The sequence below is a fragment of the Pectobacterium aroidearum genome (genome assembly GCF_041228105.1).
GTDB lineage: Bacteria > Pseudomonadota > Gammaproteobacteria > Enterobacterales > Enterobacteriaceae > Pectobacterium > Pectobacterium aroidearum.
On sequence record NZ_CP166097.1, the window covers coordinates 794,909 to 814,683 of the forward strand.

General features: G+C 52.2%; 14 protein-coding genes. 11 read left to right on the forward strand and 3 right to left on the reverse strand.

Annotated elements, in window-relative coordinates; all coding sequences use genetic code 11:
- The first annotated feature begins 390 nt into the window (after nt 1-390).
- Both ampD and ampE read left to right on the forward strand, forming a co-directional pair.
- On the forward strand, nt 391-963 hold the full coding sequence (gene ampD, locus AB8809_RS03605) for a 1,6-anhydro-N-acetylmuramyl-L-alanine amidase AmpD (RefSeq protein WP_015841707.1): 573 nt from the start codon (nt 391-393) through the stop codon (nt 961-963).
- Nucleotides 963-1,817 carry a beta-lactamase regulator AmpE gene (ampE, locus tag AB8809_RS03610; protein ID WP_015841706.1) on the forward strand — a complete coding sequence of 285 codons (855 nt, stop codon included), beginning with the start codon at nt 963-965 and terminating at the stop codon, nt 1,815-1,817. The genes ampD and ampE overlap by 1 nt, the downstream gene beginning before the upstream one ends.
- 79 nt (nt 1,818-1,896) lie before the next feature.
- Here ampE and AB8809_RS03615 read toward each other — a convergent pair whose 3' ends face one another.
- Nucleotides 1,897-3,255 carry an amino acid permease gene (locus tag AB8809_RS03615; protein WP_015841705.1) on the reverse strand — a complete coding sequence of 453 codons (1,359 nt, stop codon included), beginning with the start codon at nt 3,253-3,255 and terminating at the stop codon, nt 1,897-1,899.
- A 670-nt stretch (nt 3,256-3,925) separates the two neighbouring features.
- Here AB8809_RS03615 and pdhR point away from each other — a divergent pair.
- The 4 genes from pdhR (at nt 3,926) to lpdA (ending at nt 11,061) form a co-directional block, all read left to right on the forward strand.
- A complete protein-coding gene (gene pdhR / locus AB8809_RS03620; RefSeq protein WP_015841704.1) occupies nt 3,926-4,690 on the forward strand; it encodes a pyruvate dehydrogenase complex transcriptional repressor PdhR in 765 nt (254 codons plus the stop codon).
- Between the two features lie 142 nt (nt 4,691-4,832).
- Nucleotides 4,833-7,496 (forward strand): pyruvate dehydrogenase (acetyl-transferring), homodimeric type, encoded by a 2,664-nt coding sequence (gene aceE, locus AB8809_RS03625; protein WP_015841703.1) that lies wholly within the window; start codon nt 4,833-4,835, stop codon nt 7,494-7,496.
- Between the two features lie 14 nt (nt 7,497-7,510).
- Nucleotides 7,511-9,400 carry a pyruvate dehydrogenase complex dihydrolipoyllysine-residue acetyltransferase gene (gene aceF / locus AB8809_RS03630; RefSeq protein ID WP_349854557.1) on the forward strand — a complete coding sequence of 630 codons (1,890 nt, stop codon included), beginning with the start codon at nt 7,511-7,513 and terminating at the stop codon, nt 9,398-9,400.
- Nucleotides 9,401-9,636: 236 nt separating this feature from the next.
- The gene (lpdA, locus tag AB8809_RS03635; protein WP_039278363.1) at nt 9,637-11,061 is read left to right on the forward strand and encodes a dihydrolipoyl dehydrogenase; all 1,425 of its coding nucleotides are present in this window, start codon (nt 9,637-9,639) and stop codon (nt 11,059-11,061) included.
- A gap of 61 nt (nt 11,062-11,122) precedes the next feature.
- Here the strand turns inward: lpdA and AB8809_RS03640 are convergent, their stop codons facing one another.
- Complete coding sequence (locus AB8809_RS03640; protein ID WP_349854556.1) at nt 11,123-12,019, reverse strand: LysR family transcriptional regulator; 897 nt, start codon at nt 12,017-12,019, stop codon at nt 11,123-11,125.
- 116 nt (nt 12,020-12,135) lie between these two features.
- Here AB8809_RS03640 and AB8809_RS03645 point away from each other — a divergent pair, with 116 nt between their 5' ends.
- From AB8809_RS03645 to AB8809_RS03665, 5 genes are all read left to right on the forward strand, one after another.
- Entirely contained in the window at nt 12,136-13,329 is a 1,194-nt protein-coding gene (locus AB8809_RS03645; protein WP_349854555.1) for a serine hydrolase domain-containing protein, read from the forward strand.
- Complete coding sequence (locus AB8809_RS03650) at nt 13,326-14,510, forward strand: MFS transporter (protein ID WP_181847182.1); 1,185 nt, start codon at nt 13,326-13,328, stop codon at nt 14,508-14,510. The genes AB8809_RS03645 and AB8809_RS03650 overlap by 4 nt, the downstream gene beginning before the upstream one ends.
- 123 nt (nt 14,511-14,633) lie before the next feature.
- The gene (locus AB8809_RS03655) at nt 14,634-15,812 is read left to right on the forward strand and encodes a dienelactone hydrolase family protein (protein WP_015841697.1); all 1,179 of its coding nucleotides are present in this window, start codon (nt 14,634-14,636) and stop codon (nt 15,810-15,812) included.
- Between the two features lie 115 nt (nt 15,813-15,927).
- The gene (locus AB8809_RS03660) at nt 15,928-16,386 is read left to right on the forward strand and encodes a hypothetical protein (RefSeq protein WP_180778557.1); all 459 of its coding nucleotides are present in this window, start codon (nt 15,928-15,930) and stop codon (nt 16,384-16,386) included.
- 118 nt (nt 16,387-16,504) lie between these two features.
- Nucleotides 16,505-18,217, forward strand: a complete 1,713-nt coding sequence (locus AB8809_RS03665) for a hypothetical protein (RefSeq protein WP_349854554.1) — start codon at nt 16,505-16,507, stop codon at nt 18,215-18,217.
- Nucleotides 18,218-18,354: 137 nt separating this feature from the next.
- Here AB8809_RS03665 and AB8809_RS03670 read toward each other — a convergent pair whose 3' ends face one another.
- The gene (locus AB8809_RS03670; RefSeq protein ID WP_349854553.1) at nt 18,355-19,683 is read right to left on the reverse strand and encodes an MmgE/PrpD family protein; all 1,329 of its coding nucleotides are present in this window, start codon (nt 19,681-19,683) and stop codon (nt 18,355-18,357) included.
- Between the last annotated feature and the right edge of the window lie 92 nt (nt 19,684-19,775).

Consider the following 19,775-nt stretch of genomic DNA (forward strand, 5'->3'; position numbering starts at 1 on the left):
GAATAAGTTTTTGCAATATCTAAAAAAATCAGAAGATAATTTTGGTATGCATTTTAAGTAAAAATAGACGCAATGCACGAAAACGATTGCCTTTTGTTGCTCTATTACATTTGTAATGTGATTTTTGTCACATAATGAGGTTAGGGACTTCACATGAATAAAAAAGGCGGCGGAGAGTGATTACGGATAGGAAAGCGACGAGAACATCACAAAATGAACGGTAAAACCTATTGATATCCGGTTGGATAGATAGGATGGCGCGAAACATGGTATCTTGGATACAAGGACCTTCTGGTTACCCTTGTTTTTACACCTGACATTGTTTTTACTCCTGAAGGTGTTTTTACGCCTGATTCAGCCGGCAAACGACACGATGCGAGGTTATCGCCGATGCTTTTGGAAAATGGCTGGTTATCCGACATTACACACACGCCTTCACCGCATTATGATGGTCGCCCGAATAACGAGGTACCTTCCTTATTGGTGATCCACAATATCAGTTTGCCGCCCGGTGAGTTTGGTGGACCCTATATTGATCAACTGTTTACAGCAACGCTGGATCCCACTGCGCATCCCTATTTTGCCGATATTTCCCATTTACGCGTTGCGGCACACTGCCTGATTCGCCGTGACGGGCAAATCACACAGTATGTGTCGTTCGATCAGCGTGCCTGGCATGCTGGTGTTTCGATGTTTGAAGGCCGCGAACGCTGTAATGATTTCTCTATTGGGATTGAGCTGGAAGGGACGGATACGTTGCCTTTTACCATGGAGCAGTATCATTCGCTGGTGGCGATTACACGCCTATTAATGCAGGCTTACCCCATCACTTTATCGCGAATTACCGGGCACAGTGACATCGCGCCGGGCCGTAAAACCGATCCCGGCCCGGCATTTGACTGGGATGGCTATCATCGTCAGCTACAAGAAAATCGGACAGAGAACAAAGGGAGCCTAGATTAATGACGCTGTTTACACTGTTGTTTACGCTGGCCTGGGAGCGCTTGTTCAAACAGGGAGAGCACTGGCAGATCGATCATCGACTTGAGGTGGTGTTCCGGCACGTTCCATCTCCGTCTTTATTTCAAACGTTGTTCCTGACGCTATGCAGCATGGGCATCGTGGCTGGCCTGCTGTGGCTCACAAGCGGCATTCTGTTCGGCCTGATTTCTCTTCTGCTGTGGATTGTTATCAGCCTGATGTGCATTGGCGCGGGTGAAATTCGTCAGCACTATCGGCGCTATTTGCAGGCGGCGCAACGCGGCGAGGCAGATGCCCGCCGGGAAATGGCGACGGAGCTGGCGTTGATTCACGGGCTGCCCGTCGGCACGGGCGAAAGCGAGCAGTTGAAAGAACTGCAAAACGCGTTGCTGTGGATAAATTTCCGGTTTTATTTAGCGCCGCTGTTCTGGTTCATCGCAGCCGGGCCATATGGGCCGATTGCGCTGATGGGATACGCATTTCTACGTGCCAGACAGACCTGGCTGGCGCGGCACAACACGCCGCTGGAACGTGCGCAGTCCGGCGTTGATAGCTTGCTGCATTGGCTTGACTGGATTCCCGCGCGTTTGGCCGGTGCGGCTTACGCACTATTGGGTCATGGTGAAAAAGCGTTGCCAGCCTGGTTCGCGTCGCTAGGGGATTTCCGCAGTTCGCAATATTGGGTGTTAACGCAGTTGGCTCAATTTTCTCTGGCGCGTGAACCCCACATTGAGCCGGTAGAGACGCCCAAAGCTGCTGTGACGTTAGCGAAAAAGGTGACATTGGTGCTGGTAGTGGTGGTCGCACTTCTGACGATATACGGCGCGTTGGTCTGATGTTTGTTGTGGGTTGGTAGGAAAAATAATGGCCGACAGCGTCGGCCATGGAAAAGGATACGGTGAATGTGGGAACGGTTTAGTTCACCTGATTTTTCTTTTTGATGAAGTAGCCTACACCCAGAATAATCAGCCAGACCGGAATCAGCATGACGGAAATCTGAATGCCCGGTGTCAGGAACATGATGACGAGTATACCGGCCAGGAACAGCAGGCAGATGTAGTTACCCAGCGGATAAAACAGCGCCTTAAACTTGGTCACGGTGCCTTCTTTGTCCTTTTGCGCGCGGAACTTCAGGTGCGCCAGACTGATCATCGCCCAGTTAATCACAAGCGCGGACACGACCAGCGCCATCAGCAGCTCGAAGGCTTTACCGGGAATGAGGTAGTTGATCAGTACGCACAGCGCTGTCGCCAACGCGGAGATACCGATAGCGACAACCGGCACGCCACGGCGATCGACGGTTTGCAGTACTTTCGGTCCATTACCCTGTTTCGCCAGACCGAACAGCATGCGACTGTTACAGTACACACAGCTGTTGTAAACGGACAGCGCGGCGGTCAGTACCACGATGTTCAGCACCGTTGCTACGACGTTACTGTTCAGTTCATGGAAGATCATGACAAACGGGCTACCGCCTTCCACAACCTTGCCCCATGGGTAAAGTGACAGCAGGATAGCGAGTGAACCGATGTAGAAAATCAGGATGCGGTAGATAACCTGATTGGTCGCGCGTGGAATGCTTTTCTCTGGGTCATCCGCTTCTGCTGCGGTAATCCCCACCAGTTCCAGCCCGCCAAATGAGAACATGATAACGGCCATCGCCATCACCAGGCCGAGCACGCCGTTCGGGAAGAACCCGCCCTGGGCCCACAGGTTGGTTACGGTGGCTTCCGGCCCGCCCGTACCGCTGAGCAGCAGCCAGCCGCCGAAGACGATCATGCCAATAATCGCGGCGACTTTGATGATGGCAAACCAGAACTCCATCTCACCGTAGACTTTGACGTTTGCCAGATTGATGGCGTTAATCAACAGGAAGAATACGGCAGCAGATACCCACGTTGGGATGTCTGGCCACCAGTACTGGACGTAAATCCCCACGGCGCTGAGCTCGGCCATGGCGACAAGAACATACAGTACCCAGTAGTTCCATCCCGATGCAAAGCCCGCGAAATCGCCCCAGTATTTATAAGCAAAGTGGCTGAACGATCCGGCTACCGGTTCTTCAACCACCATTTCGCCTAACTGGCGCATAATGAGAAATGCGATCAGGCCGCCAATCGCATAGCCTAGCAGGACCGATGGTCCGGCCATTTTGATCGTTTGCGCAATACCAAGAAAGAGGCCAGTACCTACCGCGCCACCCAAGGCAATCAACTGAATATGACGGTTTTTCAAACCACGCTTTAGCGTGCCGTCCGTTTGTTGATTATCCATCCAATTTAACCCTCTGCCAGTGCAAGTAAAAAACACGGTGTGAACGAACACGCGTATTAGTGACTGTACGTTTGTGTAATTTTATTTTTACGGAGTGGTATTTCTTAAAATAAGAAAACGGCTACCGTTTGCCAGAGAATAGTGGTAAGTGCACAAGATTGCACTGATTTCTTATAGCCTGATAATTAAAAACTATCGCTACATCAAAATTCTTACCTTTTATTGATTAAGCCCCTGAGTAGGAGAAGCTGAAGGTGATTTAGGGAGGGAGTACCTCTTTGGGTTTACTCCCTTTTATTATCTCGTTATCCCCGCTGTAAAAATGGTGCTAACCACGATGAGGAGCGTCGAGGTATCTCCTTTTTCTTATAAGAATAAAAATTCTTATATTTCGAATTAAAATTCACTATTTGCGCATTTAAACGGTTCAGCAATGCCTGCTTTACGTTTCAAAAAAGTTAAAATATAGACAGGGGGGATTAATGGTCATACCACAGGCGGGCTATCACTTTGCCGCATGTTTCTCGTGCATTTGTTAAAATCTGGCGGGATTGGTGATTTAGCTCAAGGTCCTTATGGACAGAAGGTGAATACTTTGTTACTTTAGCGTCACGTTTTTTAAATTGGTATTACCAATTGACTCCGCGCCATTCGCAGAGAAGAATTCACTATGGCATACAGCAAGATCCGTCAGCCCAAACTGTCAGATGTGATTGAGCAGCAGTTGGAGTTTCTGATACTTGAGGGAACCTTGCGCCCCGGCGAGAAGCTCCCACCGGAGCGCGAACTGGCAAAACAGTTCGATGTTTCCCGCCCTTCTCTGAGAGAAGCCATTCAACGCCTGGAAGCCAAAGGTCTCCTTTTGCGCCGTCAGGGTGGTGGTACCTTCGTTCAAGCCAATCTATGGCAAAGCGTCAGCGATCCGCTGGCAGAATTACTGAGCACTCATCCCGAATCACAGTTCGATCTTCTGGAAACGCGTCATGCGCTGGAAGGCATTGCTGCCTACTACGCTGCACTGCGTGGCACAGAGTCGGATCTGCAACGCATCCGGGATTGCCATGCCGTGATTGAGAAGGCGAGGGAAGCGGGCGATCTGAACGCCGAGTCAGAAGCCGTTATGCAGTATCAGGTTGCTGTAACAGAAGCCACGCATAATGTGGTTTTGCTGCATTTGGTACGCTGTATGGGGCCGATGCTCGAACAGAACGTGAGGCAGAATTTTGAATTGCTTTATTTGAGCCGCGAAGTGTTGGCTCAGGTGAGCATTCATCGCGCCAGCATTTTTGAGGCGATTGTTGCCCGTGAGCCAGAGAAGGCGCGCGAAGCATCACACCGTCATCTGGCGTTTATTGAGGAAGTATTGCTGGATCTTAACCGGGAACATAGTCGGCGCGAGAGATCGCTGCGTCGGCTCCAGCAACGCAAGGACTGAGCACCTATATTTTGGTGCTCCGAATGCGGTAATCACGACGATGAGCCTGTCTTCATGCGTTTTGCTTATGGCCAAATCTAAGCCAGAATGCAGGAAGACAGGCTCCAACAAACCAACTTATTAGAGAAGATAAGGAATAACCATGTCAGATCGTTTAAATAATGACGTGGATCCGATCGAAACCCGCGACTGGCTGCAGGCGATCGAATCGGTCATCCGTGAAGAGGGTGTTGAACGCGCCCAGTTCCTGATTGATCAGGTTCTGAGTGAAGCACGTAAAGGCGGTGTCAGCGTTGCTGCTGGTACGGCTGCACGTCAATACATCAACACCATCGCAGTGGAAGACGAGCCGGAGTACCCTGGTAATCTGGATCTGGAACGTCGTATTCGCTCAGCAATCCGCTGGAACGCGATCATGACGGTACTGCGTGCTTCGAAAAAAGATCTGGATCTGGGTGGCCACATGGCTTCTTTCCAGTCTTCCGCCACTTTCTATGAAGTGTGCTTTAACCACTTCTTCCGTGCTCGCACTGCGCAGGACGGCGGCGACCTGGTCTACTTTCAGGGCCACATTTCTCCGGGTGTTTACGCTCGTGCCTTCCTTGAAGGCCGTCTGACCGAAGACCAGATGAATAACTTCCGTCAGGAAGTTCACGGTAACGGTCTGTCTTCTTATCCGCACCCTAAACTGATGCCAGACTTCTGGCAGTTCCCGACCGTATCTATGGGTCTGGGCCCGATTGGTGCTATCTACCAGGCTAAATTCCTGAAGTATCTGGAAAACCGTGGCCTGAAAGATACCTCTAAGCAAACCGTTTATGCCTTCCTGGGCGACGGTGAAATGGACGAACCAGAATCCAAAGGTGCGATCACCATCGCGACCCGTGAAAAACTGGATAACCTGGTATTCGTTATCAACTGTAACTTGCAGCGCTTGGATGGTCCGGTTACTGGTAACGGTAAGATCATCAACGAACTGGAAGGCATCTTCAGCGGCGCTGGCTGGGATGTGATTAAAGTGATGTGGGGCGACCGTTGGGACGAACTGCTGCGTAAAGATACCAGCGGTAAACTGATCCAACTGATGGAAGAAACCGTTGACGGTGACTACCAGACCTTCAAATCCAAAAACGGTGCCTATGTGCGTGAGCACTTCTTCGGTAAATACCCGGAGACGGCTGAACTGGTTAAAGACTGGACCGATGATCAGATTTGGTCACTGAACCGCGGTGGTCACGATCCGAAGAAAGTCTACGCTGCACTGAAAAAAGCACAGGATACCAAAGGCAAACCAACCGTTATTCTGGCGCATACCATTAAAGGTTATGGTATGGGCGACGCGGCTGAAGGTAAGAACATCGCTCACCAGGTTAAGAAAGTTAACATGGATGGCGTGCGTTACTTCCGTGACCGCTTCAACGTGCCAGTATCTGATGCCGACATCGAAAGCCTGCCGTACATCACTTTCGATAAAGATTCTGCAGAGTACAAATACCTGCACGAGCGTCGTCAGGCGCTGGGTGGCTACCTGCCGTCTCGTCAGCCGAACTTTGATGAGAAGCTGGAACTGCCAACGCTGGAAGATTTCAGCACCCTGTTGGAAGAGCAGAACAAAGAAATCTCTACCACTATCGCGTTTGTTCGTGCCCTGAACGTGATGCTGAAGAACCAATCGATCAAAGATCGTCTGGTTCCAATCATCGCTGACGAAGCGCGTACCTTCGGTATGGAAGGTCTGTTCCGCCAGATCGGTATTTATAGCCCGAAAGGCCAACAGTACACCCCGCAGGACCGTGAGCAGGTTGCTTACTACAAAGAAGACCAGAAAGGTCAGATTCTGCAGGAAGGTATCAACGAACTGGGCGCAGGTTCATCCTGGCTGGCGGCGGCAACGTCTTACAGCACCAACAACCTGCCAATGATCCCGTTCTACATCTACTACTCCATGTTCGGTTTCCAACGTATCGGCGATCTGTGCTGGGCAGCGGGTGACCAACAGGCGCGTGGCTTCCTGATCGGTGGTACTTCAGGCCGTACGACGCTGAACGGTGAAGGTCTGCAGCACGAAGATGGTCACAGCCACATTCAGTCGCTGACCATCCCGAACTGTATCTCCTACGATCCAGCATTCGCCTATGAAGTTGCGGTCATCATGCATGACGGTCTGCACCGCATGTACGGTGAAGCGCAGGAAAACATTTACTACTACATCACCACGCTGAACGAAAACTACCACATGCCTGCGATGCCGCAGGGTGCGGAAGAAGGTATCCGTAAGGGTATCTACAAGCTGGAAACGGTTGAAGGTAGCAAAGGTAAAGTGCAGCTGCTGGGCTCAGGTTCTATCCTGCGTCACGTACGCGAAGCCGCTCAGATTCTGGCGAAAGACTACGGCATCGGTTCTGACGTATTCAGCGTAACCTCCTTCACTGAACTGGCTCGCGAAGGCCAGGATTGTGAGCGTTGGAACATGCTGCATCCGACCGAAACGCCGCGCGTACCTTACGTGGCTCAGGTACTGAGCGATGCGCCAGCGGTTGCATCTACTGACTACATGAAGCTGTTTGCTGAGCAAATCCGTAACTTCATCCCAGCGAGCGATTACCGCGTACTGGGTACTGACGGTTTCGGTCGTTCTGACAGCCGTGAGAACCTGCGTCACCACTTCGAAGTGGACGCGTCTTACGTTGTTGTTGCGGCTCTGGGTGAACTGGCTAAACGCGGTGAAATCGATAAGAAAGTGGTTGCTGATGCCATCACTAAATTCAACATCGATGCAGATAAAGTTAACCCGCGTCTGGCATAAGAGGTAAAGATTACATGGCTATCGAAATCAACGTACCGGACATCGGTGCAGATGAAGTTGAAGTCACCGAAGTGCTGGTGAAGGTTGGCGACAAAGTTGAAGCTGAACAGTCGCTGATCACGGTGGAAGGTGATAAGGCTTCTATGGAAGTCCCTTCTCCGCAGGCTGGTGTCATTAAAGAGATTAAAGTCTCTGTGGGTGACAAAGTTGAAACTGGCAAACTGATCATGATTTTCGATTCCGCCGACGGTGCAGCTGACGCTGCGCCTGCCAAGGCAGAAGAGAAGAAAGAAGCGGCGCCGGCTGCAGCACCTGCTGCAGCGGCAGCGAAAGACGTCAACGTACCGGATATCGGCGGCGACGAAGTCGAAGTGACTGAAGTGCTGGTTAAAGTGGGCGACACCGTTGCTGCTGAACAGTCTCTTATCACCGTAGAAGGCGACAAAGCCTCTATGGAAGTTCCGGCACCTTTCGCAGGTACGGTTAAAGAGATCAAAATCAGCACCGGCGATAAAGTCTCTACCGGTTCTCTGATCATGGTATTCGAAGTGGCGGGTGCTGCACCTGCTGCCGCTCCGGCACAAGCCGCTGCTCCTGCAGCAGCTGCGCCAGTGGCCTCTGCCGCTAAAGAAGTGAACGTACCAGATATCGGCGGTGACGAAGTCGAAGTGACTGAAGTGATGGTTAAAGTTGGCGATAAAATCGCGGCTGAGCAATCACTGATCACCGTAGAAGGTGACAAGGCTTCGATGGAAGTGCCTGCGCCATTCGCGGGTACGGTTAAAGAAATCAAAATCAGCACCGGCGATAAAGTGAAAACCGGCTCACTGATCATGGTCTTCGAAGTAGAAGGCGCTGCGCCTGCTGCGGCCCCGGCTGCCAAGCAAGAAGCGGCGGCTGCACCGGCTCCGGCGGCAAAATCTGCTGCGCCAGCACCGGCTGCAAAAGCGGAAGGCAAGAGCGAATTCGCAGAGAACGACGCTTACGTTCACGCGACGCCGGTTATCCGTCGTCTGGCACGTGAATTCGGCGTGAATCTGGCGAAAGTGAAGGGTTCTGGTCGTAAAGGCCGTATCCTGCGCGAAGACGTTCAGGCTTACGTGAAAGATGCCGTGAAACGCGCTGAGTCTGCACCAGCAGCTGCCGCTGGCGGCGGTCTGCCGGGCATGCTGCCATGGCCGAAAGTCGATTTCAGCAAGTTTGGTGAAGTGGAAGAAGTGGAACTGGGCCGCATCCAGAAAATCTCTGGTGCTAACCTGAGCCGTAACTGGGTGATGATCCCGCACGTTACGCACTTCGATAAAACGGATATCACCGAGCTGGAAGCGTTCCGCAAACAGCAGAACGTGGAAGCTGAGAAGCGCAAACTGGACGTGAAGATCACCCCGGTTGTCTTCATCATGAAAGCCGTTGCTGCTGCGCTTGAGCAGATGCCTCGTTTCAACAGTTCACTGTCTGAAGACGCTCAACGTCTGACGCTGAAGAAATACATCAACATCGGTGTTGCGGTTGATACGCCGAATGGTCTGGTGGTTCCGGTGTTCAAAGACGTGAACAAGAAAGGCATCATTGAGCTGTCTCGCGAACTGATGGCAATCTCCAAGAAAGCCCGTGATGGCAAACTGACTGCAGGCGAAATGCAGGGCGGATGCTTCACTATCTCCAGCCTGGGTGGCATCGGGACTACGCACTTTGCGCCGATCGTCAACGCACCGGAAGTGGCTATTTTGGGTGTGTCTAAGTCCGCGATGGAACCGGTCTGGAATGGTAAAGAGTTCACGCCGCGTCTGATGATGCCGATGTCTCTGTCCTTCGACCACCGTGTCATTGACGGTGCTGATGGTGCACGCTTCATTACCATCATTAACAACACTTTGTCTGACATCCGCCGTCTGGTGATGTAATCGAAAAGCCGGCCTGACGGCCGGCTTTTTTCTGATAAGCTGTTATTTGTTACAGCAATCAGTGATTAAGGACAAATCGTTAGTCGCTTGTTGTTTCAAAATTGTTAACGATTTTGTAAACTACTGCGGCAAAGACACGTCCCGGTGGAAGAGGGCGTTATTAAAAATACACCCTCAATCAGAATGATGACGGGTGTGACGTCACAGACCCGCCGGAAATCAATTAAGAGGTCATGATGAGTACTGAAATTAAAGCTCAGGTAGTGGTACTTGGTGCCGGCCCCGCGGGTTACTCTGCTGCATTCCGCGCGGCGGATTTGGGTCTGGAAACCGTACTGGTAGAGCGCTACTCCACGCTGGGTGGGGTGTGTCTGAATGTTGGCTGTATTCCTTCCAAAGCCCTGCTGCACGTTGCTAAAGTCATTGAAGAAGCTAAAGCGCTGGCGGAACACGGTATCGTGTTCGGTGAACCTAAAACCGACATTGATAAAATCCGTCTGTGGAAAGAAAAAGTCATCACCCAACTGACCGGTGGTCTGGCTGGTATGGCGAAAGGCCGTAAAGTTAAAGTCGTTAACGGTCTGGGCAAATTTACCGGTGCTAACACGCTGGAAGTCGACGGTGAAAACGGCAAAACGACGATCAACTTCGATAACGCCATTATCGCTGCGGGTTCACGTCCGATCCAACTGCCTTTCATTCCTCATGATGACCCACGCGTATGGGATTCTACCGATGCGCTGGAGCTGAAAAGCGTCCCAGGACGTCTGTTGGTCATGGGCGGCGGTATCATCGGTCTGGAAATGGGTACTGTTTACCACGCTCTGGGTTCACAGATTGACGTTGTTGAAATGTTCGATCAGGTGATTCCGGCAGCTGACAAAGACATCATCAAAGTCTTCACCAAACGTATCAGCAAGCAGTTCAATCTGATGCTGGAAACCAAAGTGACGGCGGTAGAAGCCAAAGAAGACGGCATCTATGTGACGATGGAAGGTAAAAAAGCGCCAGCCGAGCCACAGCGTTACGACGCGGTTCTGGTCGCTATCGGCCGTGTGCCGAACGGCAAAAACCTGGATGCTGGAAAAGCGGGCGTGGAAGTTGACGATCGCGGCTTCATCCATGTTGATAAGCAAATGCGCACCAACGTGCCGCACATCTACGCTATCGGCGACATCGTCGGTCAGCCGATGCTGGCGCACAAAGGCGTGCATGAAGGCCACGTTGCTGCTGAAGTCATCTCCGGTAAGAAACACTACTTCGATCCGAAAGTAATTCCTTCTATTGCCTATACCGAACCGGAAGTGGCATGGGTGGGTCTGACTGAGAAAGAAGCGAAAGAGAAAGGCATCAGCTACGAAACCGCGACCTTCCCATGGGCGGCGTCTGGCCGTGCGATCGCGTCTGACTGCGCTGACGGTATGACCAAACTGATTTTCGACAAAGAAACTCACCGTGTTATCGGTGGTGCGATTGTCGGTACTAACGGTGGTGAACTGTTAGGTGAAATCGGTCTGGCGATCGAAATGGGCTGTGATGCGGAAGATATCGCGTTGACCATCCATGCGCACCCAACGCTGCATGAGTCTGTTGGTCTGGCTGCTGAAATCTTTGAAGGTAGCATCACCGACCTGCCGAACCCGAAAGCGAAGAAGAAGTAAGTTCTCTCAGGTTCGCATAGCGTGAATTCAATCCGGCACCTATACAGGTGCCGGATTTTTTTTATGTATCAGAAGCGGGAAATACTCGCGCGCAGAGGAAATCCACGAATGCCCGTACTTTTGGTGATGGGTGCTTGCTGGCTGGCCATAGCACATGGAAGATGCCGCTGCGTTCCACGTAGTCGGTCAGGATCGGCTGTAGTTGCCCTCCTGCCAACTGCTTACGGATAGAGAAATCCGGCAGGTAAGCGATTCCCAGCCCTTGCAGTGCAAAACAAACGCGCGTTTCGATATTGTTGCAGATCATCGAAGTGGGCAATGGCAACTCTGGTTCGCCGGGGAGAAGCCGCAGCGCCCATGGCTCCAGTTTGCCGCTGTTGGGAAAGCGATAGTGCAGACAGGCATGCTGCATCAGGTCGGCAGGTGTCTGGGGACAACCGTAACGGGCAAGGTAGTCTGGCGCTGCCACCACCAGAAAACGGAAAGTGCCTAGCCTGCGCGCGGTGAGGCGTGAATCCACGGGGTCACCTGTCCGTACGACTGCATCGAAACCTTCCTCAATCACATCCACCATGCGGTCAGTAAAGTCCAGATCCAGTTCGATTTCGGGGTATTCACGCATGAATTCGCCGAGAACGGGTAGCACCAGTGAACTGACCAATGGCAGGCTTACCCGCAGGCGTCCGCGCGGTACGGCTTTGGTCTGCGACAGTTCCAGTTCTGCGGCTTCGATTTCGGCCAGAATACGTCGGCTACGCGCCAGAAACAGTGAGCCTTCGGCGGTCAATGTGATGCTGCGCGTACTGCGGTGAAACAGTCTCACGCCCAGTTTTTCTTCGAGCCGTGCGACGCTTTTGCCTACTGCTGACGCTGATACGCCCAGTAATCGACCCGCCGCAACAAAACTGCGCGTTTCTGCCACCTGTACAAACACCATGAAGCCATTCAGGCTATCCATACTCTCTCTCTATTACGGACTGTTTGTTCCGTATATCGAGGAACTGTAGCCCACTTTTTCTTTAATTGCTGATTTTTTATCGTAACGGGAACGCTCATTGATGAAAGGAACATGTTGTGATAACTCCCGTATTCCCTCTGGATACCGATGCGCCATCAACGCATTTCTCCGCCCGAATTCAGTCTGCCGTCCAGCAGGCATTGGACGATCGGCGTTTGGTTGGCGCCGTTGTGTTGGTCGCGCGTAACGGCGAATTGATTCATCAGCAAGCAGCAGGATGGGCTGACCGGGAGAATGCCCGCCCGATGGCGCTGGATGCCATCTTCCGGTTTGCCTCTGTCAGTAAGCCCATCGTATCTGTGGCGGCGCTGGTGCTGGTGGCGCAAGGTCGGCTCGATCTGGATGAAGATATTACTCGCTGGATACCAACGTTCCAGACCCGACTGCTCGACGGCAGCCCAGCGAGCATTACCGTGCGGCAGTTACTCAGCCACACCGCGGGTTTGGGCTACCGCTTTTTCGAACCCCATGCGGACGGCCCTTACGCACAGGCGGGTGTCTCCGACGGTATGGATGCTTCCGACATCAGTTTGAATGAGAACCTGAGTCGTATCGCCAGCGTCCCCCTGCAATACGTGCCGGGAACAGCCTGGGGTTATTCGCTGGCAACGGACGTATTGGGAGCCTTGATCGAACGCGTTCAGGGTTCGCCATTGGATGAGGCTGTGCGCCAACTGGTGACCGAGCCGCTGGGCATGCACGATACGGGCTTCACTGTACGTGATCCATTGCGCCTGACGACGGCCTACGTGAACGACACTCCACAGCCACATCGCCTGGCCGAAGGCGAAACGGTTTCTCCTTTCGAGGGAGCCATCGGCATCGCGTATAGCCCCGCTCGTATCTGTAATGCACAGGCCTTTCCATCTGGTGGAGCAGGTATGGCAGGGACGGCCTGGGATCTGCTGCGCCTGCTGGAAGCCCTGCGTAAAGGGGGAGGCGTGCTGCTGCCTGACGCGTTGATCGAGGAGATGGGGCGCGATCAAACACAAGGGCTGGAGCTGCCCAATGCACCGGGCTGCGGTTTTGGTCTTGGTTTATCGGTCCTGCGCGATCCGCAGTTAGCCGAGTCACCAGAGTCGTCAGGCACCTGGCGCTGGGGGGGAGCTTACGGTCATTCATGGTTTGTCGACCGACAACAAGGTTTAAGCGTGGTGGCTTTTACCAACACGATGTACGAGGGGATGTCGGGGCGTTTTGTCACCGATCTGCGTGATGCCGTGTATAGCTCGTTGGAGGCAATACGATGACGGCCTCAATGACGGATACACATCATGACAGACTGCCCCTTGCCTCATTGCTGGCGTTAGCCACGGCAGCCTTCATCACTATCCTGACCGAAGCGCTGCCTGCGGGCCTGTTGCCGCAGATGGCGCAAGGGCTGGCAGTGTCTGAAGCCTGGGTCGGGCAGACGGTGACTATCTATGCCGTGGGGTCTTTAGTGGCCGCGATCCCGTTGACCGCGGCGACGCAAGGTGTGCGTCGCCGCCTGCTGCTGCTATCAGCCATCGCAGGCTTCGTCGTTGCCAATACGATTACCGCGTTTTCCGGCAGCTATGTATTGACGATGGCGGCGCGTTTTCTGGCGGGTGTTTCAGCCGGGTTGCTGTGGGCGCTACTGGCAGGCTACGCGGCGCGTATGGTGCCTGAACATCAGAAGGGACGCGCTATTGCGATAGCGATGGTGGGTACCCCATTGGCGTTGTCGCTCGGTGTGCCCGCTGGCACCTTTCTGGGTAACTTACTCGGCTGGCGTATGTGCTTCGGTATGATGAGTGGTTTGGCATTAATACTCATGCTGTGGGTTCGTATTCAGGTACCGGATTTCGCTGGGCAATCGGCAGACAAGAGGCTGTCGCTGGGGCAGGTGTTCACGGTCGCAGGTGTGCGATCCGTATTATGCGTCGTGTTGGCCTTTGTGCTGGCGCATAACATCCTCTACACCTATATTGCGTCGTTTCTCGCGGCGGTGGGTATGGTCGCACAGACCGGTCTGGTGCTGCTGGTATTCGGTGTCGCATCGTTACTGGGTATCTGGATGATTGGCGTGCTGATTGACCGCTATTTACGAGCCCTGACGCTTGCCTGTTCGGCATTGTTCTGCGTATCCGTGCTGGCACTTGGCGTGGCGGGTGAGATACATGCTGTGGTCTATGCGGCCGTTTGCGTCTGGGGGCTTGCTTTCGGCGGCGCGGCGACATTGTTCCAAACGGCAATAGTCAGAACCGCTGGGGAAGGAGCCGATGTGGCGCAGTCCATGTTGGTCACCGTCTGGAATATGGCTATCGCAGGAGGCGGTATCATCGGCGGTGTGCTGCTGGAGCATTTCGGTGTCGTCGCATTCTCTCCGGTGCTGTTGGTGCTGTTATTGATTGCGCTCGTTGTGGTGTGGTCTGCCAGACAACACGGTTTCCCCGTGGCGCGACGGTAAAGTACTTGGGTGCGATTTTTTGCCGGACGCTTCGCAGAATGCGCGTTCCGTCCGTTTATTTTTAGCTGCGTCAATTACAATCAAACCTCAAAAAAGAAACGTTGTTTTATTTTTGAGGTTATGATGAATCTTAATACCTTACGCTCCTCTGTCTGGCTATTGGCGGCATTGCTGGCCAGCCCTTCACTGATGGCGAACGATATGAACCCTACGATTCAACCCGCGACGAATCAGGCGGTCACGGATGAAGGGCTGCCTTCGTTTTATCCGCAGCTTAAACAGCAGATGACCTACTCGGACTCCTGGCTATCCGGAAATTTTACGGATTTTAGCCAGTGGCAATCCCAGTCGCGAAAAACACTGCGTTCGCTGCTCCTGACGCCGGATTCCACCAAAGACTTTGCGCCGCAGGCGATTGAAAAACAGGATCGCGGTAGCTACACGGCGGAGAAAGTCGCGTTCAATCTGACGGATGAAAGCCGCGTAGATGCGTTGCTCCTGACGCCAAAAAGCGCGGGGCCGCATCCTGCGGTCATCCTGCTGCACGATCACGGCGCGAAGTTTGATATCGGCAAGGAGAAGATGATCAAGCCGTGGGGCAATGACGAACAGCTCGTTTCTGCACAGGCGTGGGCGGATAAGTTTTTCACTGGTCGTTTTGTCGGGGATGAACTGGCGAAGCGGGGCTATGTAGTGCTGGCGGTTGATGCGCTAGGTTGGGGATCGCGCGGGCCGATCAAATATGAGCAGCAGCAGGCGCTGGCAAGTAACTTCTTTAATCTGGGGCGTTCGCTCGCGGGTCTGATGGCCTATGAAGACATGCGGGCAACGGACTTTCTGGCATCGCTTGAGCAGGTGGATAAGCAACGTATTGGCGTCGTAGGGTTCTCAATGGGGGCCTATCGTGCCTGGCAGCTTGCCGCGTTGTCGGACAAGGTGGCAGCAACGGCGGCAGTTTCCTGGATTGGTACATACGAAGGGCTGATGACGCCGGGCAATAATGTGCTCAGAGGCCAGTCGGCATTCTATATGCTGCATCCGGGGCAACCGACACGCTTTGACTTCCCGGATGTGGCGAGCGTTGCTGCACCAAAACCGATGCTGTTATTTAACGGCGGCCAAGACAAGCTGTTCCCGACGAAATCGGTTGAGGATGCTTACGCCAAAATGCATGAGGTATGGCAATCCCAACGGGCGGGTAGCAAACTGCAAACCAAAATATGGCCTGAGCTGGGGCACGTGTTCTATCAGGAACAGCAGGAAGAGGTGTTTCGCTTTCTGGACCAATGGCTAAAACCCTAGTCGGTAGTGCCTGAATTGTAATAAATTTTTTGATAACATCAGCTTACTGATGCATTGCTAGCCTCTGCGTGCCACGGCATTCAGAGGCTTTTTTACGTTAACAAGGATGGATGAAATGAAGAAATACCTCGGTGTTGTCATCATGGCGCTATGGCTGTCTGGCTGTAATAGCGAAGAGAAATTTTATCGAATTGATGACATTAATCTCAAATTTGATAATAGCAAGGAGACGATGAGTCAAAAGGAGCTGTCTGTCATTCAGGAAGGCATTACTAAAAAAGCCGTCGACAGTAAGGGGGATATTTATTTTAGTTTCACCCCAGAACAGGGAGCCTATTATCTTCAGGGTGAAAAGCATGATGCGAACCTGAAAGGCGGGCGGATGCAGCTTAATGACATTATGTTGACGGTTAAATCTGATGGAAAGGATACGATCCAACTGATATCAGACAAAGAGACCAATTGTGATTTTTTTGACTGTGAAATCACGATGACATTGAAGAGAGTTGAGGAAAAATCGCCTGACTTCGTAAAAATTAAACAAATTCTTGATAAGCAGAAAAAAAGTGAGTAGGCCAGTCTATTCAGAACAGAGATGTGTTAACAGCATAATCAATTTTATTAAGTTGATGTGTTATTAGCCTCTGTATTTCCTATATTCAGAGGCTTTTTAATTTTACAGGGATGAAGTGATGAAGAAATACCTGGGTATTATCATGATGGCGTTATGGCTATCGGGCTGTAACGGAGAAGAGACGCTGAACGAGGGGAAATACCTTGTTGAGGATATCAGCGTGGTGTTTGATAACAGTAAAAATCCTGAAGCCAATAAAAATAGAGATAACCTTCAGGAACATATCGCACAAAACCTCAAGGGCATTAAAAACGACCTCTATTTTAATCTGACGCCGACGCAGGTGAGTTACTACAGCGAGGATGGCGAATATACCGAGGAGATGAAAGACAACCGTATACAGGTCAACGGTATGTGGCACACGCTAAAAATCGCCGGGAAAAACACGGTTACGTTCGTATCGGATAAAAGCGCTGCCTGTGCGTTTTATTATTGTGAAATCACCATGGTCTTGAAAAAGACGGAAGAACAGTCACCCGCTTTACTCAAGCTCAAGCAACGTTTTGACGATCGCAAAAAAGCCTATCAGACGCGGCTTCTTGAAGAGAAAGAAACATTTAACCGCGCGCCGATGGATGATTTCCCCGGTATCCCTTTTTATCCTGAAGACGACTTTACGATTAAGCTGCCTTTTGCCATGTTCGACAAGCTGAGTTTGTGGGAACACGGGACTTATGTGCGCAGAATGGGGCGTCTGCTTATCGATCGGGAAAATAAAGACACGCAGATTTACACCTATCGGGATAAGCAGAATAACACCGATTTTGACCTGTTTACCGTTAGCGCGGCAAAAGAGGATTTTAATCTGGCATCGTGGCTGGAAGGGCAAAAGGGCGTGTTGTTCCAGTCTGAAAACGGCGCGGCATATGCTAATCAACAGGGAAAATTGGAAGCCGTCTATTTTCAATATGATGAGGCTAAGCAACGCTACTTTATCGGGTTAGCGAATGCTGAAGACACCGTCGCATTAGCCAACGCGTTTGCTGTACTGCGTACCATGGATGAACGTTACCGTGGCGAGCAGGCGTTGTCGATGTACGATTTGGCATTATCTCAGCAGGAACTGGAAGCGAAGTATGGAGTAAAGAGCGCTGATGTATTTAATATTTCAGAAATGCATCAGGCTATCTGGAAAACGCTCGAACAGCGCATGGAAAAGCCTGAACGCTTTATTAAACGGAGCATGTCAAAAACGCGCATTGAAATACGGTTCCCGTCGGAAGTGTTTAAGTACGATATTTATTTTACGATCGCTCCCCAATCGATTCCTGAACTCATGGCTGAAACCAAAGAGATCGTCCCTGAAGGTAAAGAAGTTGATAACATTTTTATTTATGGCGACAGCGCGTTTGTCGGCTATGAATACAATGTGAATGTGGGAAGTGGACTCACATTACAATTTTTAGTCCCGAAAGATGCAGGAACGCCGCTGGAGCGCCTGATGTTCCTGCATGTATTACGTCAGCTTGATGTGACGCGTTTCCCTGCTATTGCTGCACAAGAGAAAAAGAACCTGTTTACGTATGGTGAAGCGACGTCTTTTAAAAACAACCTTGATAATCGCTACTTCAAAGTAGAAGAAGGCCTCATCGACAGCATAGGCAAGCTGATCGTCAAGAACCCTGATGATGGCTACTTTGAGTTTAAGTATCTCCCTCCCCATATACTGGCGACCCACTATAAATCAGAAGGGGAAGGGAATTACTCCAGAGTGCCGGGCGTGACGGTATTTGATGAAAAAGGGAAATGGCTTTCCCATCAGGCAGACTAATTCGATCTGACGGCGTGGTGGTTGTCGGCAAGGGTATTGGCGTTCATGGTATTGCCAGTAATAGTATTGTCGGTAATAGGGCTGTCGATAATGAGGGTTATCGACAGCACCTCGCATCTTGTTAAAACAGTATGTTGTTAAAACAACAGCCCAAGCAAATAGCGCAAGTCGCCGTCATGCCGTAATGCGCAGCGGTCGGCGATCTGGTCGCTGTCGAGATGCGTCAGCGAGCCGAGAGTTTGCCGCAGCTTGGCACGGAGATCGGTGGGGCGTGCGGAAGTTTCCTGACGAGTCGTGCGCTGGACTAACGTGTTGCCGTTACGCAAGTGCAGCGTAACTTCATGAAAACGTGCTTCCGGGTCAAGCTCATCGGGTGGGGCGGTTTCATCGGCGCGGCGTATGACGCGATTTGCCAGCGCAGAGATCGTGGTTTCAACCGGTGCTTCTGAGAAATGTGCCAGCTTCAACTCCCCTTCAATCAACGCCGCCGCAATCACATATTCCAGACTGAACCGCGCCTCTACGCCGTTTGTCGCGTTACGGATAAACGGTGCAACATCACCACCCGGTGGGAAAGTCACCGTGATCTGTTCGATGGCATCAGCCAGATCGGCATTCGCACCATTCTGCTTATGCCACTGTTCCCGCAGGGCAAAAGCCGCCTCGGCAGCGCTGTGGGTGCCGCCACAGGTTGGATAGCGCTTGAACTCCAGACCGGGAGAAAGCATGCGCCACGGCGCACCCCAGTTTTCAACCAGCAGCTCCGGCTGCTGTTTTTGATCGCCGTGCGCGGCAAGAAAGGCGTCAATCACCTGCTGTGTGTTGCCCTCGAAACCCGCCAAGCCTAGCTTGACGGCGGTTAGCCCAGCTCTGGCTGAAAGCCCCGCATGTAGCGGTTTGACCGCTGAACCAAACTGCGCCCGTAGCCCTGTGGCCTGCGTGGCAGCCAGACCAAGAATGGTCTGTGTCTGTTCCACCGACGCGCCAGCCAGACGTGCAGCGGCCGCGGCAGCGGCGATAGCGCCGAGCGTGGCGGTGTTATGGTAGCCGAGGCTGTAATGACGTGGGCCGCATGCCAGCCCGATTCTGCCCGCCGCTTCCACGCCGATCACATACGCCGTCAAAAACGCCTCTTCCGTTACGGATGACGCCTCAGCGGCAAGGGCAAACAGCGCTGGCAGAATGACGGTGCTGGGGTGTCCACGAAACGCCGGATGGTAATCGTCAAAGTCCAGTACGTGGCCGGAATAGCCCAGAATCAGACTACGCGTCAGGCTGTCCGTGCCGCTGAACACTTGCTTTAATGGCGCGAGCCCGCTATCGGCAATCGCTCCCTGTGCGATCGGGAGCGCGGTAGAGATGAAGTCAGTGACTCCGTCACGGGCGGCATCAATCGCTTCCCGATTGGGTTCGCTATGGATGATGTGGTGGGCAAGCGCTGCGGTGATATCAGTCTGATTGGTCATGGATAGTCATGTGTGCTGGCAGATAAAGCACTAATTTACTGCGCATCGCTGAAGAGCGATTAATAACCAAACGGAATAACAAATTCCATTTG

What these genes read in the sequence shown, in the direction of transcription:
- lpdA (WP_039278363.1), top strand. Translation starts at nt 9,637, where the DNA reads ATGAGTACTGAAATTAAAGCTCAGGTAGTGGTACTTGGTGCCGGCCCC.
- AB8809_RS03640 (WP_349854556.1), bottom strand. Translation starts at nt 12,019, where the DNA reads ATGGATAGCCTGAATGGCTTCATGGTGTTTGTACAGGTGGCAGAAACG.
- AB8809_RS03660 (WP_180778557.1), top strand. Translation starts at nt 15,928, where the DNA reads ATGAAGAAATACCTCGGTGTTGTCATCATGGCGCTATGGCTGTCTGGC.
- AB8809_RS03665 (WP_349854554.1), top strand. Translation starts at nt 16,505, where the DNA reads ATGAAGAAATACCTGGGTATTATCATGATGGCGTTATGGCTATCGGGC.
- AB8809_RS03615 (WP_015841705.1), bottom strand. Translation starts at nt 3,255, where the DNA reads ATGGATAATCAACAAACGGACGGCACGCTAAAGCGTGGTTTGAAAAAC.
- aceE (WP_015841703.1), top strand. Translation starts at nt 4,833, where the DNA reads ATGTCAGATCGTTTAAATAATGACGTGGATCCGATCGAAACCCGCGAC.
- AB8809_RS03655 (WP_015841697.1), top strand. Translation starts at nt 14,634, where the DNA reads ATGAATCTTAATACCTTACGCTCCTCTGTCTGGCTATTGGCGGCATTG.
- ampE (WP_015841706.1), top strand. Translation starts at nt 963, where the DNA reads ATGACGCTGTTTACACTGTTGTTTACGCTGGCCTGGGAGCGCTTGTTC.
- AB8809_RS03670 (WP_349854553.1), bottom strand. Translation starts at nt 19,683, where the DNA reads ATGACCAATCAGACTGATATCACCGCAGCGCTTGCCCACCACATCATC.
- aceF (WP_349854557.1), top strand. Translation starts at nt 7,511, where the DNA reads ATGGCTATCGAAATCAACGTACCGGACATCGGTGCAGATGAAGTTGAA.
- pdhR (WP_015841704.1), top strand. Translation starts at nt 3,926, where the DNA reads ATGGCATACAGCAAGATCCGTCAGCCCAAACTGTCAGATGTGATTGAG.
- AB8809_RS03650 (WP_181847182.1), top strand. Translation starts at nt 13,326, where the DNA reads ATGACGGCCTCAATGACGGATACACATCATGACAGACTGCCCCTTGCC.
- ampD (WP_015841707.1), top strand. Translation starts at nt 391, where the DNA reads ATGCTTTTGGAAAATGGCTGGTTATCCGACATTACACACACGCCTTCA.